Consider the following 13,410-nt stretch of genomic DNA (forward strand, 5'->3'; position numbering starts at 1 on the left):
GGTGGTGTCGGACAGGGTCGTTCCCTCGAAGTGCGCGTTTCTGAGGTCGGTGTCTATGAGGGTGGCGTTGCCGAGCTTCGTGTTGGTGAAGATTGCTCCCCTGAGGGTGGCGCCTTCGAGGTTCGCGTCGGTGAGGTTGGCGTCGGTGAAGTCGGCGCCTTCGAGGTTCGCGCCGGCGAGGGTGACCTTCCGCAGATCGGCTCCGGCGAAGTTCAGGGTGGCGCCATCGAGGGTCGCGCCAGCAAAGTTCGCTCCTCGGGTGGCCATGATTGTTAGGGCTGGGGGTCCTTCGTCGCGGGTGTCGGAAAGGGTCGTTCCCTCGAAGTGCGCGTTTCTGAGGTCGGTGTCTATGAGGGTGGCGTTGCCGAGCTTCGTGTTGGTGAAGATTGCTCCCCTGAGGGTGGCGCCTTCGAGGTTCGCGTCGGTGAGGTTGGCGTCGGTGAAGTCGGCGCCTTCGAGGTTCGCGCCGGCTAGGGTGACCTTCCGCAGATCGGCTCCGGCGAAGTTCAGGGTGGCGCCATCGAGGGTCGCGCCAGCGAAGTTCGCTCCTCGGGTGGCCATGATTGTTAGGGCTGGGGGTCCTTCGTCACGGGTGTCGGACAGGGTCGTTCCCTCGAAGTGCGCGTTTCTGAGGTCGGTGTCTATGAGGGTGGCGTTGCCGAGCTTCGTGTTGGTGAAGATTGCTCCCCTGAGGGTGGCGCCTTCGAGGTTCGCGTCGGTCAGGTTGGCGTCGGTGAAGTCGGCGCCTTCGAGGTTCGCGCCGGCGAAGTTCATCTTCCGCAGGTCTGCTCCGGAGAAGTCGGGGCCCACCGCAGCGAGTGTCGCCTCCAGGTCCTCGTCAGCCGAGGCTGGCGGTCCAGGCTCGGCGTCAACGGCAGGTGCTGGGGTGGGATCGCCTGCGATCTGCGGGGTCTCGGCAGTCGGGGCAATTGCGGCGTGCCCGTAGGCAGAGAGGTCGACCGAGGACCGAAGAGCCAACAATTCGGCGGCAGCTTCGCTGTCGATCGACTCGACCAAGCGATACATCGTGTCGAGGGCCCGCCAAGCGAAGTCGCTTGCGTGGTCGCCACCGGCAATGTGCTTGTTTTGGTTCCTGACGCCGAGGAGCTCGAATGCCCAACCCCGGTGGTCTTTGCCGAGCATTGGACCGAATATCCGGTACCAATGTTTGGTCACGAGGGTGAGGCAGAGGCTGATGTCGAACGCGGCCGCGCATTCCTCGACGGTCCCGGACTCAGGCAACTTGCGGTACCGACGCACGTCCTCGGTGGTCGGGGTCCGCTCCGTCTCGAGCGGCTCAAGGACACCCTCTGTCCACCAGGACTCGCCGTACTCCTTCACGATGCCCTGGCAAACGAACAGTGACAGCGGTCCGCGCAATACGCGCAGGCCCGACGCGACCAGTACTTCGTTTGCTGACATCACGGCTCCCCCCTGCCAGGACTGGCCAGCACCGTCTGGCGGGGCGACCGTGGACACTTGCGGGGCCAAGTTTGGCAGACGGAGGGCCGTCGCAATGCTCGGATCATCTAGCGCCATGGCTACTTCTCTCCGCCCGCCTTCTTCATGGTGAAGTTCCCGTTGCCTCTGTTGACCTTCGTGTATCCGCCGAACGAGTTGCTGGAGCCGGACTTCTGGTGAAGGCGCGCGGCGCTGACGCCCGTGGATGAGTTGCTGCTCTTGCTGTGGCCGCCTCGACTGCTGTCCTTTGCCATGGTCGTTCCTTTCGACTGGGACGAGCAAAGTTTTCCAGTTTGAGGCAGGAGGTCCTCGGCGTCAAGCAGGTCGGAGAAGCAGTCCTCGGGTGGCATGGCGCACACTCTGCAAGCCACGTCGTCGGGTCTGGCCCTCGCGCCCACTGTCCGTTCGCGACGCTCGAGCGCCCATCCGCCGCTTGGCTATTCTTGGAAACCCAAGGACTCGGTCGAGCCACGTCAGGCGAGCGCCCCGGACGCGGGACCGGATCACTACTCCGGGATTTCGTGCAGTGGCTGGAGCAACTGATTTGCTGCCCGCCGAAACGCTTTTCGGAGCCGCCGAAACGGGGGTAGCGGGCAGTGTTGACTCCGTCAACTCACGAGCCCGAATCGACCAGGTTCGCCCAAACCGGTCGAGGGTGAACCCGCAGGTAGCAGCTCCAAGCCAACGGTTTCAAACGGCACCTGGCGCATTCGATTCCCGCCATCGCGGGCACCGAGTCAAATCGAACTCGGGGCAGACGCATCTATCCTGTGGACGTCGTGTGCTCGCCGATCGGTGGCTTGTTAGTGGGTCGACGAGCGGCTTGGGTCCACGCACGGCCCTCGGCGCTGATCGTGGCGTCGAGCAGTTCGGCGAGCTTCCAGCGACGGTCACTTGTGTCGTATGGCGGAACTCGCGCAGCGTACTGGTGACCGTTTCGACGGAGAGTCTCGGCCGCACCGCGATACCGGATCCAGCTTGGCTGAAACTGGAACAGCTGCTGTGAACCTTCGAGGACCACGACCACGGCCGCGAGCGACGCCGTGAGCACACCCGGTGCGCCAGAAGCAGCGAGCACCGTAACGGCAGATCCGACCACGACCGCGAGGAGTCGGCCGGACCTGTAACTGATACGGGCTCGCTTGGCCGCGTGCTCGTACCACGCGAGGTACGCGCAGAACTGGCGCCAGAGCAGGTCGGTGTCGTCGGGGGCGGGCGGCGGAGGCAGGGTGTCAGTTAAGCGTGTCCACGATCGCGGGGTCGCCGCTTCGTTGCTGACCTCTTCAGTCTGACTTGGTGTCTCGGCCACGGAGCAAGCATGGCGCTGAATCATCCCGCCCGGGAGTGCGCGCCAGCTAGACGACTAGTTGTACAGGCAGCAAGAGCTGCGGCCGCCTGAGTATCCGCGCCCGTGGTGCCAGCGATCGGCGGTGCAGACTGGATGGCCTCCGCCGCCTGTCGGCCCCACCGGGGCGGCTAGGTCACGGGTTCCGCTGTGACCTCGACGGCAAGCTCGCCGACACCGAGCCGCTGTGTGAGGTGCACTCGAAGGATCACGCAGTGACCGCCTCGTCGTCTACGACGACACCACGACGATGGCGTTGTCACACCGGACAGCCCGATACTTTCCAAGTGGACGATTGCTGCGGTCGAGACGACTATCAGGCCACGTTCACCGACCGGTTCGCGCGCCAGATGGCGCAGCGGTTCCGCGAGCGCGGCCTGACCCGCGTCGAGGAGCGGCTGGTCGGGTTTCTCACCGAGCGCGGCATCGAGGGCGCCACGGTCCTGGAGATCGGCGGGGGCGTCGGCCAGATCCAGATCGAGCTCCTACGCCGCGGAGCGGCCTCGGCGACAAACCTGGAGATCTCGACCAACTACGAAGACGAGGCTCGACTTCTGCTCGAGCACTCCGGACTGACCGGACGAGTGAGCCGCCGGTTCCTCGACATCGCGACGGCCCCAGACGACGTCGAGCCGGCCGACGTGGTCGTGCTTAACCGCGTGGTGTGCTGCTACCCGGACTACGAACGGCTGCTCGCGGCTGCAGGTAGTCATACCCGGCGGCTGTTGGTCTTGTCCCACCCACCGGGCAACCCGATGACTCGTGCGGCAATGCGATGTGAGAACGCGTTGCGACGACTGCGGCGCAACGACTTCCGCGCCTTCGTCCATTCGCCCGCGGCGATGGTGGACGTCCTGACAGCTCAGGGGCTGACCCCTCGCTCTCGTCATCACGGTCTGGTCTGGGATGTGGTCGGGTTCGAACGATGATCGGGCGCGCCCAGATAGCCGGGCCTGGTGGTGCGGTAGTGGATGGCACAGCCGTGATCTCGGCTGCTGTAGGACCGCTGTAGGCCGCTGAAGTCCTGACGAGCCAGACTCGGTGCCGGTGCGCGACCGTGCGCGGCTCAACGTCCTTGCCAAGTGAGGTAGATCCACGGCTGCGTCGGTGCCGGTCGAGTCGGAACCATGGAGCGCATGACCCGAACCTCTGAACCAGTCCTCGACCATTCCCCCGAACGCCTGGACGGAAAGCACGCCGGCCACGCGACGCCGACAGTCCGCGGACTGCCGACAGGCGCCACCCTGATGAACGCTGCGATCTGGCACGGCAGTCCCGACCTGGACCAGGCAAACGCGATGAGTGCACGTTCTGCGATAAGTCACCTCGGCATCGAGTTCACCGACGTCGGCGCGGACTACCTAATCGGTCGGATGCCGGTCGACAGCCGCACGCGCCAGCCGTTCGGGATCCTGCACGGCGGCGCCTCGGTGTTGCTCGCCGAGACCCTGGTGAGCTGCGCTGCGACGTTCGTCGCCGAACCTGGCAAGGCGTGCGTCGGTATGGAGATCAACGCCAACCATCTGCGACCGGTGAGCTCCGGCTGGGTCACCGGCACTGCACGGCCGATCTCGTTGGGCCGTCGCAGCCAGGTCTGGGAAGTCCGGATCGTCGACGGCAACGACAAACTCGCGTGCATCGCGCGGTGCACGATGGCGGTGATCGGCGCACCCTGATGTTGGCCCCGACGGGGCCGGACCAGCGTTGCTGTTCACTGGTGTCGTGGCTGTGCGTGAGCAGCGCTGGGGGACGGCGCACCTGGAGGACGGCGCGAAGGTCGCCTATGCGCAGACCGGCACCGGTCCGCTGCTGGTGGTGGTGCCGGGCTGGCTGAGCCACCTCGAGCTCGACTGGTCGATCCCGGCCGAGCGCATGTTCTACGAGGCGCTGTCATCAGGCAGGACGGTGGTGCGCTACGACCGCCCAGGCTGTGGTCTCTCGGATCCCTACGAGGGACCTCGGACGATGGCGCTGGAGCTGGCCACGATCCGTTCGGTGACGCAGGCCCTCGGTGCGACGCAGTTCGACCTGTTCGGCTGGTCGCTGGGAGCGCCGGTGGCGGCGCAGTGGGCCTCGGAACGACCCGAGACGGTCTCGAGGCTCGTCCTCTTCGGTGGCTGGGCCACCGGCGCCGCATTGGGGGACGACGACAGCAGGCGGCATGTGCTCGGTCTGGTCGCAACCCACTGGGGGTTGGGCTCCGACCTGCTCACCGAGATCTTCGCTCCTGACGCGGATGCGGGGACCCGTCGGGCGCTGGCCCAGTACCAGCGCGCGGCCTCCTCGACCGATACGGCGGTCGCCCTCCTCCGCCTTGCCTACGACCTGGACGTGCATCCCGCCCTTGCGGGGATCTCCGTACCGACGCTGGTGCTGCACCGGCGGGGAGACCGTGCGGCGCCGGCCGCGGAGGGCAGGACGCTCGCTGACGGGATTCCGGGCGCTGAGCTGGTGGAGCTCGAGGGCCGGTCGCACCTGCCGGCCTTCGGCGATGCGGGGGAGGTGGTCGAGCAGGTGCGGCGTTTCTTGGGCCTTCCCCGGCTGCGGCGGGCTGTGCCGACCGGCCTCACCCCTCGCCAGACGGAGGTCGCTGCGCTCGTGGCCGACGGCCTCACGAACCGCGAGCTGGCGACGCGCCTCGGGATCACCGAGAGGTCGGCCGAGTCGCATGTGGAGCGCATCCGGTTGCGCCTCGGGTTCAGGTCGCGTTCCCAGGTGGCTGCCTGGTACGTCGCTCGCGATACGCAGAAGTGACGTAGTTCCACGCCCGCAGATGCGCGAGGGTGTGCTCGGAACCGGAGAGTCCGTCGACAACGTCCGGGAGCCGCCACCAAAGGCGGGGCCCGATCACCAGTTCGGGATTTCGCTCCCGGCGACGGGTCGTGTCGTGTTCGCATCCCATCCCAGCCAGCTCGCCAACCTGGGCGGTGGCCAGGCTCCGTTCACGGACCCTGGCCACCGGCGACGGCTTACGCGGCGACCGACGCGCCGATCGGCACCTCCCGTCCGGATGCGTGCGCGATCCGCCACACGGTCACGCTCGAGGCGACGATCACCACGTAGGAGAGCAAGAGCCCGAGGATCAGCAGCGCGAAGGCGACGGGCACCTGGAACCCGATGCCGACGACCATGGCGCTGATCAGCGAGATCCCGCTCGCGGCAGCGACCCAACGCAGCTTCCGGGAGAAGACGTCGCTGTGCCGGACCGCCCCCGCGTAGGCGATCCCGAAGAGGCCGAGCGCGGTCCACGACACGGCGAACACTCCGCCACTGACGTTGCCCAGGGCGTCGTAGACCGCGACGTAACCCGGCTGGAGAGCGGGCGTCGCCTCCGCCCACGAGTCCGCGATGTCCGGGAACGAGCCGACGATCATCGTCGCGATCCCGCCGGCCGCGGCGGCAACGATGAACAGGGTCTGGGCCACTCGCGCCCAGGCCGCCCCTGATCCGGACGACAGCACGCGAGTGATCGTGGTGACGCCGATCAGCATGAGGAGAAAGGCCGTCAGGTCGAGCACGCGTGAGAACGTCAGGAAGTGGCTCAGCGAGGCCTGCCGGATCGCCACCCCCGGGTCATCGGAGTAGTGCGGGTCGATGGCCGACTGAGTGACGGCCGCGAGAACCCCCAGGACGCCGCATGCGGCGCCGAACCGGAGGAGGCTGAGGTCGCGGCCTTCGTGATGGTGATTCATGGAGTTTCCTTTCGTGTCGAGTAACACCTCGACCCTGCCGAGAACCGTTTGGGTGGCCTTAAAGCCGCCCTGACCACGCTTGATCCGGGACCACGCAGCAGAGGATCCGAGTCCATGAGAGGTCGAGAGGGGCTTGTCACCCGGCGTGGCACCCGGCTCGTCGCATGGGGGCTGGCCGCGGTCGCCATCGCACTCTTCGCTCTCGGTGTCGCCCTGAGCGCAGCGGGATCCTCGAGTCGCGGTCCCGACCTGGGCGGCACGGATGTCCTGCTCTTCCTCACACTCCTGACCTACGCGGTGGTGGGTGCCGTCGTCGCCTCCCACGAGCCCCGCAACCCCATCGGCTGGCTCCTGCTGACCCAGGGAATCCTGTTCCAGCTCGTCTGCTTCTCGATCGGCTACGCGCACTACGCGGTGTACGCCGAACCAGGCCGGCTCTCTGGCGGCGCCGCGGTCGCCTGGGTAGGGGACTCCGCGTGGATACCGGTCGTCGTCGTCACGTCGTACATCCTGTTCATCTTCCCGACGGGACGCCTCGCCTCGCGCCGCTGGCGCCCTGTTGTCGGGCTCGGACTCGCCCTCGCCGTGGCCGGCTTCGCCTCAGAGGCCTTTCGCCCGGGGCCGATGAGCGGGTCGATGTCGGACCTCGACAACCCGCTGGGGATCCTGGCCGCCGACGCGTTCCTGTCCGCGCTGGGAAGCGTGGCCGGAGCCGTTGCTGGACCGTTCCTCCTGTGCGCGGCCTTGATCGCCTTCCTCCTGCGGTTCAGGGGTGCCGACGGCGAGCAACGCCAACAGCTCCGCTGGTTGGCCTATGCGGCGTCCATCCTTCTCGGCGGGCTGCTGCTCGGCGACCTGCTCCAGGGCCTCGGCGTCCCGAGCTCCCTCTACGGGCTCTGCTACCTGGTTCCGCTGGCGGGGATCCCGATCGCGATCGGGACCGCGATCCTGCGGCATCGCCTGTACGACATCGAGGTCGTCATCGACGGCACCGTGATCGTCGCCGCGGTCGGCGGCTTCGCCGTCCTCGTCTACGCGGCCGCCGTCGTCGGTGTCGGTGCGCTGGTGGGCGACCGAACGGGATCGAACGTCGTCCTGGTCGCCCTCGCGACCGGGCTCATCGCGCTGGCCTTCCAGCCCGTCCTGAGGTGGGCGCGACGCCTCGGCCGGAGGCTGGCGTACGGCGCTCCGTCGCCACGCGAGGCGGAAGCGGGCCTCGCTCTGCGCTGCCTGGGTGCCTTCAGGGTGTTCCGGGACGGGCATCCCCTGCCAACGACCGCGTGGCAGTCGAAGAAGGCCCGGACGCTGCTCAAGATCCTCGTCGCCCGCCGAGGTCGAGCGACCCCACGCATCCTGCTGGCCGACGCGTTGTGGCCCGACGACGACCCCGCGAAACTGGGGAACCGACTTTCCGTGGCGCTGGCGACCGTGCGCTCTGCGCTCGATCCGGACAAGGCGCACCCGGCCGACTACTACATCGCCGCGGACAGGGACTCGATGCGCCTGGAACTCGAGCGGGTCGCCGTCGACGTCGAGGACTTCCTCACCCGCGCTGCGGCCGGGGTGTCTCTCGTCCGGCAGGGCAACACCGACGAGGGGGCAGCCACCCTCACCGCTGCGGCCGCCCTGTACACGGGCGACTTCCTCGAGGAGGACCTCTACGAGGACTGGTCGGCCGACCTCCGCGACGAGGCGCGCGCGAGATACGTCGACGTCGTTCGTTCGCTCGCCGAAATCTCCGCGGGCACCGGCCACAACGACACGGCGATCGTGCACTACCTCCAGCTGCTCGCGAAGGACCCCTGGGACGAAGGCGCGCACCTGGGCGTGGTCGTGTCGCTGGAGCAGTCCGGCCGGCACGGCGAGGCCCGACGTCAATACCGCAGCTACGCCGCCCGGATGGACGAGCTCGATCTCCCGGCGGCACCCTTCCCGGCCTAGCCGCAGGGTCGGCGGGTTCCAGCGATCCGAGTGAGGGCGATAGGGCGCGCACCCTCACGTCATTCGTGGGGCCGAGGAACGTGTTCGACGCCGTGCAGCGCGCTTTCACCGTACCGACGAATGCGCGCATCCCGGCTCGCGCTACTCCGCCGTCGCACGGGTGAGGTGAATGGAGTCGAGGGCTCGGGCGGGTGTCGCCTGCATCTGGATGACGCGCCGCTGCACGGACGGCGGCATGCGTGTCACGAGGCGGATCAGTGTCGGGATGAGTCGGACCTGGACTCTGGTCCGCGGGATCAGCGTGGACATGATCGACGGCCCGATCTCGCGGGCCTTGGTGGCGAGATCGTGCATGCGGTCCTCGTATGCACGCAGACCTGCTCCGTAGCTCCTGCCGGCCTGGGCGAGCTCTTGCGCCAGGACGTAGGCGCCGACCATGGCGATGCTGGTGCCGCCGCCGACGGCCGGGCCGGGGGAGTAGCCGGCGTCACCGACCAGGGTGACCCGCCCCCTGGTCCACCGGTCCATCACGATCTGGCTGATCGAGTCGAAGTAGAAGTCGTCGGCGGAGTCCATCTCGGAGAGCAACCGTGGAACCTCCCAGCCGTCGCGTCCATAGAGCTCGTGGAGAAACTGCTTCTGCCCCTCGATGTCGCGGTGCTCGAGTGGCAGTTCCTCGCTGCGGCGGAACAGGAAGCCTGCCCTGGCCGCCGTGGTCCCGTGGACCGGGTAGATCGCAGCGACCCGACCCGGGGCGTTCCAGACCACCATGCGGCCCCGCAGATCGAGGTAGTTCGGGACTGCCGCGAAGGCCAGGTAGCCGCCGAGGAACCGGCGGAACTGGCTTTCCTGCCCGAAGACCGCCCGGCGGACGACGGAGTGGAGCCCATCCGCTCCGATCACGAGGTCGAACCGATCGGCGGGGGCGTGCTCGAACGTCACGGCGACGGCGTCGGGCTCGTCGAAGATCGACTGGATCGAGTCCTCGAATACGTACTCCACGTCGCTTCGAGTCGCCTCGTACAGGATCGAGGCAAGCTCGCCGCGCATGATCTCGACGTGCTGGCCCGAGATTCCCGCGACCAGCTGACGCAGCTGAACATCGACACCTCGGCCGTCGTCACGCTGGAACGAGATGATCTCGGTACGCGTGCGGGCATCAAGCACTGCGGGAAGCACGCCTGTCCAGTCCGCTACATCCATCGCCGGCCCGAACAGGTCCACCGCGTGCCCGCTAGTCCGTACGCGGGCCAGCGGCATCCGCTCGACGACCGTCACGGCGAATCCCTGCCGACTGAGCCAGTACGCCGCCGTCGGGCCCGCGACGCTCGCGCCCGAGATCAGGACCCGCAGCGGAGGCCGGGGCATGCCTTCCACGTTAGCGGCCCCGGGGCGTGCTGAGCCGCACACGTGAGCCGTCAGCGTTCGGGCCCGAAGGGAGCCGCTGCGGTCGTGTTGACCGTTGACCACGCCAACGGATCGATCCGAATCGGGTCGGGACCGACGGATCCGCGATCGTGGACCTGCAGATCAGACGTTTGCCGTCGTCCGCCGGCCCCCAAAGGGACGTCAGATCGCAGGTCGCCGACACAGTCAGAGACGGGAATCGAAGGCGATTCGGCGGGTGAGACCGGCTGTGAGCAGGAACAGACCGAGCCACGCCTGTCGACCGGCGCGAGATGCCCGAAACGGCGGAGCAGCACTTGCAGGACCTGTCCACGAGTCGTCGGACAGCAGACGTCGTCGAGGGCCACCGAAGCCTCCGCCGACGAGCTGGAGCGACTGGATGCACATAAGCAGGGCGGCCATGCCGGCCAACGAGATGACCGCGGCGATCACGACATTCGTCCGCTCCCGCGGACGGAGGCAGGTACTGCCGGCCGCTCAGCCGAGCTCGGCGCAGAGGTCGCGCGCCGTTCCGGAGGTCGAGACCAGGGTCCAGTTCCCCTGTGCGTCGACTGTGTAGACGACCCGGCCGGTGTACAAGGTGGTGGTCGGTCCGGCCGGCACGTCCGTCGGGAACAGGATGATGACGTGGCTGCCCATCGACTCGACCCGGGTGGCCCCGCCCGGGAGCGCGGTGTACCTGTCGGCGACACCCTTGGACGGCAGGGTGATCGTCGTGCCTGTGCTGACGTTGGTAAGGGTGAGGTTCCCGCCCAGGCCAGTGGTCATGAACGTCGGGTTGTCGTGGATCTTGACAGACGCGCCGGTGCTGCTGGTCGCAAGAGGGAACGAGCACGCCATGCCGGCGGGGAAGAAGAGCTCGTCTGCAGCGTGCGCCGGAGCGGCGAAGACGCCGACGGTCGCGAGCGCGACGGTGGCTACGCAAAGTGTGCGGATGCGTGCGGTGATCATGAGGACGGTCCCTTCGGAGCGGCGTTCGCGAGCATGGGAGAGCGCGCGGCTCGACGGTGCTCTCTGCTCCGGTCACCACACGCCCAACTGGGGGTAACCTCCGGGATCACGACGGTACTCGCCGGCACGCGAGGGCGGCAGTCCCATCGGCCTGGTCTTCGGCCTCGTGCGCCGAGCTCGCACACTGCTCACCGGCCGTGAACCGAGGTCGTGTGTCGTTGACCATGGCAACGGATCGGCTGGAATCGGGTAGGGGCCCACGAATCCGCGATCATGAACATGCAGATCAGACGTTCGCCATCGTCCGCCGGTACCCGCCGAAACGCCTTCGATTCCCGCTACGTCCAGTTCCAGCCTTCCGAGGGGCGAACGTGCCACGGCCGGCGACGACCGCCCCGGTGGATGTGAGCTCATCGACGATCTGTGTGCTCATTCCACCCTCAGGAGGAGACACCCATTCGTGAAGTCGGTCGCCGCCATTTCCGAGATCGTTGTGATGAGCCTCGTTCGGTCCCGCGATGAACCGGTCCGCCGACATAGACAGGTACAGCACTGTGTCGCCCATCTACCGCTCAACATCCGTGTGGTGTCCGCATTCTCGACCTGGCACGCCTCATGGGCGAGGGAGTGAAACCGCGGCACAATGCAGGAGCCGCCGCCCGCAAGTCGGTCCATCGGCGAAGCGGGTCAGGTTGGTTCGGGGGTATCGACCGTCCCGCCCCCGGGAGGTAGGTGGACCCAGCGCGGTCAGGGCAGAGAGACGAACGGTGCTAGGAAGTCTCGGGCTGACTGAGTGTCCAGACGGTAGGTCTGGTTGGTCGCACGACACCAGGAGTCGGTGCGCACCGTGGTCGAGACCACGAGGTTGCTGTCAACGCCACCTAGGAAGTGCGGTCCGCCGGAATCACCGGCACAGACCCCCCCGTCGCCGGTGGAGGGGTTCTGCGACAACTCGAGGAAGTTCGGCCGGAGAGACTGGAAGCTCTGCAGTGCATAACGGCGCACCCCGTCGCGGCCCTCGTTTGCGTGCGGGCCCCCGGTCTTGTCCGTGCGCACGGCGCCGTAGCCGACCGTAGTGAAGGTCTGGTCGCGTAGGTGCCCGCTCGCGTTCAGCTGGTCGAGGAGACCGGCGGTGGGTAGCTCGGCGGGGGTGAGGCCAGGTGAGCTGTCAAGCAGTATGACGGCGATGTCGTGGGTGTCGTTCTGGCCGCCCGAACCCCAGAGGGGGTGCTTTATCGCGGTTCCCGAAATGAGCCCGGTTGGCGCAAAGGCGTCCTCGTCGTAAGTCGAGGCGAACGTCACCCAGTATGGCTGCCCGACTCTCTCAAGGACATCGACGCAATGGGCCACCGTCAGGAACACGTCTTCGGAGATCAGCGTCCCCGAGCAGGTGATGTCCGGTCCTGGGCTGGCGGCATTCCGGTCTGTTACGACGACGCCGACGTTCGGGTGCAGTTCGCCGTCGGGGTCGCCGAAAGTGATCGCTAATGCAGGGCCAGCGCTCGCGACCACGAAGGCCAAGGCGATCATCGGTATGAGTCGACGCATCATCGAGTCCTCCTTGGCTTCACTGTGGATGCCGCGGTCCGATGCGCATCATTAGACACCCGGGCTTTGATCGAGTCCATACGGGTCTTGGCGGGGTCACTGTGGGGCGCGCGCGAGTTGCTCCGGGGTGTCGGCGAGATCCAGATCGAGCTCCTGGGCCGCGGAGCGGCCTCGGCGACGAACCTGGAGATCTCGACCAACTACGAAGACTTCTGCTCGAGCATTCCGGATTGACCGAAGAGTGAGCCGACGGTTCCTCGACATCGCGACGGTAGCCATACCCGGCGGCTGTTGGTCCTTCCCACCCACCGCGCAACGGGATGACTCGTGTGGCGCTGTGGTGTGAGAACGACTCCGACACGGCGCACCATGGACGGACCGGTGCAGCGACGCCATGGTGCACGTACGAGACGGGGGGCCGGAATGACCACGGAGGTCTGGGTCGCGCTGATCGGTGCGTCGGCTGCCTTGCTGGCTGTCGGTCTCATCGTGGTCATCGTCATCGCTAACTGGAGGGCGATCGGCGGGCTCATGGAGCGCACCACGAAGCTCGGTGTGGGTGGGTTGGTGCTCGAGTTTGCCGCAAGGGAGTTGCGCGACTCGAAGGAACGGCCGACTACTGCGATCGTCTCCGAGAGGCTTCGCAGTCGCGCCCAGCGGCTCGCCGATCGCACGACGGGCATGCGGGTGCTGTGGGTCGATGACAAGCCACTGGGGAACGCGGCCGAACGCGGGTTCCTGCGTGCCGCGGGGATGACCGTCGTCAACGCCGTGAGCACACAGGCTGGGCTTGCGGAGCTCGACTCCGACGACTGGGACCTGGTCATCACCAACTTCACGCGTGGCGACGAGCCGCGCGAAGGCATTCTCTTTCAGCAGCAGGCCGAGGCGACCGGGCACTCTCAGCCGTTCCTCGGCTACGTCGGACATGCACTCCGCCCGTTTCCGAGCGGCTTTGTCGCTGTAGTCGATCAGCCGGAGGACCTCATCAACCACGTCCTCGACATCGCCGACCGCCGCGCCTGACGCGTGCATCGCCTGCACGTCGGAGCCTGGTTTGAGCAG

At 67.3% G+C, this 13,410-nt stretch carries 12 protein-coding genes; 5 read left to right on the top strand and 7 right to left on the bottom strand.

The annotated features are described in order from the left end of the window. The 3 genes from AC1DPN_RS14525 to AC1DPN_RS14535 all read right to left on the bottom strand — a co-directional run. Positions 1–1,539: pentapeptide repeat-containing protein (locus AC1DPN_RS14525; RefSeq protein WP_477085477.1), on the bottom strand; the 1,539-nt coding region annotated here is incomplete at its 3' end. A 2-nt stretch (positions 1,540–1,541) separates the two neighbouring features. Beyond that, complete coding sequence (locus AC1DPN_RS14530; protein ID WP_477085478.1) at positions 1,542–1,715, bottom strand: hypothetical protein; 174 nt, start codon at positions 1,713–1,715, stop codon at positions 1,542–1,544. A gap of 509 nt (positions 1,716–2,224) precedes the next feature. Next, positions 2,225–2,770, bottom strand: a complete 546-nt coding sequence (locus AC1DPN_RS14535; RefSeq protein WP_477085479.1) for a DUF4231 domain-containing protein — start codon at positions 2,768–2,770, stop codon at positions 2,225–2,227. A 251-nt stretch (positions 2,771–3,021) separates the two neighbouring features. Here AC1DPN_RS14535 and AC1DPN_RS14540 point away from each other — a divergent pair, with 251 nt between their 5' ends. From AC1DPN_RS14540 to AC1DPN_RS14550, 3 genes are all read left to right on the top strand, one after another. Beyond that, positions 3,022–3,735, top strand: coding sequence for a class I SAM-dependent methyltransferase (locus AC1DPN_RS14540; RefSeq protein ID WP_477085480.1), 714 nt, complete (start codon positions 3,022–3,024; stop codon positions 3,733–3,735). A gap of 207 nt (positions 3,736–3,942) precedes the next feature. Next, positions 3,943–4,482, top strand: a complete 540-nt coding sequence (locus tag AC1DPN_RS14545; protein ID WP_477085481.1) for a hotdog fold thioesterase — start codon at positions 3,943–3,945, stop codon at positions 4,480–4,482. 46 nt (positions 4,483–4,528) lie between these two features. Beyond that, the gene (locus tag AC1DPN_RS14550; protein ID WP_477085482.1) at positions 4,529–5,560 is read left to right on the top strand and encodes an alpha/beta fold hydrolase; all 1,032 of its coding nucleotides are present in this window, start codon (positions 4,529–4,531) and stop codon (positions 5,558–5,560) included. Positions 5,561–5,775: 215 nt separating this feature from the next. Here the strand turns inward: AC1DPN_RS14550 and AC1DPN_RS14555 are convergent, their stop codons facing one another. Next, a complete protein-coding gene (locus tag AC1DPN_RS14555) occupies positions 5,776–6,498 on the bottom strand; it encodes a hypothetical protein (protein WP_477085483.1) in 723 nt (240 codons plus the stop codon). Positions 6,499–6,612: 114 nt separating this feature from the next. On the opposite strand from AC1DPN_RS14555, the gene AC1DPN_RS14560 reads away from it, so the two are divergent. Beyond that, entirely contained in the window at positions 6,613–8,439 is a 1,827-nt protein-coding gene (locus AC1DPN_RS14560; protein ID WP_477085484.1) for an AfsR/SARP family transcriptional regulator, read from the top strand. A gap of 141 nt (positions 8,440–8,580) precedes the next feature. Here the strand turns inward: AC1DPN_RS14560 and AC1DPN_RS14565 are convergent, their stop codons facing one another. From AC1DPN_RS14565 to AC1DPN_RS14575, 3 genes are all read right to left on the bottom strand, one after another. After that, positions 8,581–9,807, bottom strand: a complete 1,227-nt coding sequence (locus AC1DPN_RS14565; protein ID WP_477085485.1) for an FAD-dependent monooxygenase — start codon at positions 9,805–9,807, stop codon at positions 8,581–8,583. A gap of 516 nt (positions 9,808–10,323) precedes the next feature. After that, on the bottom strand, positions 10,324–10,797 hold the full coding sequence (locus AC1DPN_RS14570; protein WP_477085486.1) for a hypothetical protein: 474 nt from the start codon (positions 10,795–10,797) through the stop codon (positions 10,324–10,326). A 747-nt stretch (positions 10,798–11,544) separates the two neighbouring features. Next, complete coding sequence (locus tag AC1DPN_RS14575) at positions 11,545–12,348, bottom strand: trypsin-like serine protease (RefSeq protein ID WP_477085487.1); 804 nt, start codon at positions 12,346–12,348, stop codon at positions 11,545–11,547. A gap of 420 nt (positions 12,349–12,768) precedes the next feature. Here AC1DPN_RS14575 and AC1DPN_RS14580 point away from each other — a divergent pair, with 420 nt between their 5' ends. Then, positions 12,769–13,371: a hypothetical protein gene (locus AC1DPN_RS14580; protein ID WP_477085488.1), complete on the top strand. Its 603-nt coding sequence runs from the start codon at positions 12,769–12,771 to the stop codon at positions 13,369–13,371. Positions 13,372–13,410 lie beyond the last annotated feature (39 nt).

This window comes from Cellulomonas sp. P4_H4 (assembly GCF_056400865.1).

What these genes read in the sequence shown, in the direction of transcription:
- AC1DPN_RS14530 (WP_477085478.1), bottom strand. Translation starts at nt 1,715, where the DNA reads ATGGCAAAGGACAGCAGTCGAGGCGGCCACAGCAAGAGCAGCAACTCA.
- AC1DPN_RS14545 (WP_477085481.1), top strand. Translation starts at nt 3,943, where the DNA reads ATGACCCGAACCTCTGAACCAGTCCTCGACCATTCCCCCGAACGCCTG.
- AC1DPN_RS14555 (WP_477085483.1), bottom strand. Translation starts at nt 6,498, where the DNA reads ATGAATCACCATCACGAAGGCCGCGACCTCAGCCTCCTCCGGTTCGGC.
- AC1DPN_RS14560 (WP_477085484.1), top strand. Translation starts at nt 6,613, where the DNA reads ATGAGAGGTCGAGAGGGGCTTGTCACCCGGCGTGGCACCCGGCTCGTC.
- AC1DPN_RS14565 (WP_477085485.1), bottom strand. Translation starts at nt 9,807, where the DNA reads ATGCCCCGGCCTCCGCTGCGGGTCCTGATCTCGGGCGCGAGCGTCGCG.
- AC1DPN_RS14570 (WP_477085486.1), bottom strand. Translation starts at nt 10,797, where the DNA reads ATGATCACCGCACGCATCCGCACACTTTGCGTAGCCACCGTCGCGCTC.
- AC1DPN_RS14575 (WP_477085487.1), bottom strand. Translation starts at nt 12,348, where the DNA reads ATGATGCGTCGACTCATACCGATGATCGCCTTGGCCTTCGTGGTCGCG.
- AC1DPN_RS14580 (WP_477085488.1), top strand. Translation starts at nt 12,769, where the DNA reads ATGACCACGGAGGTCTGGGTCGCGCTGATCGGTGCGTCGGCTGCCTTG.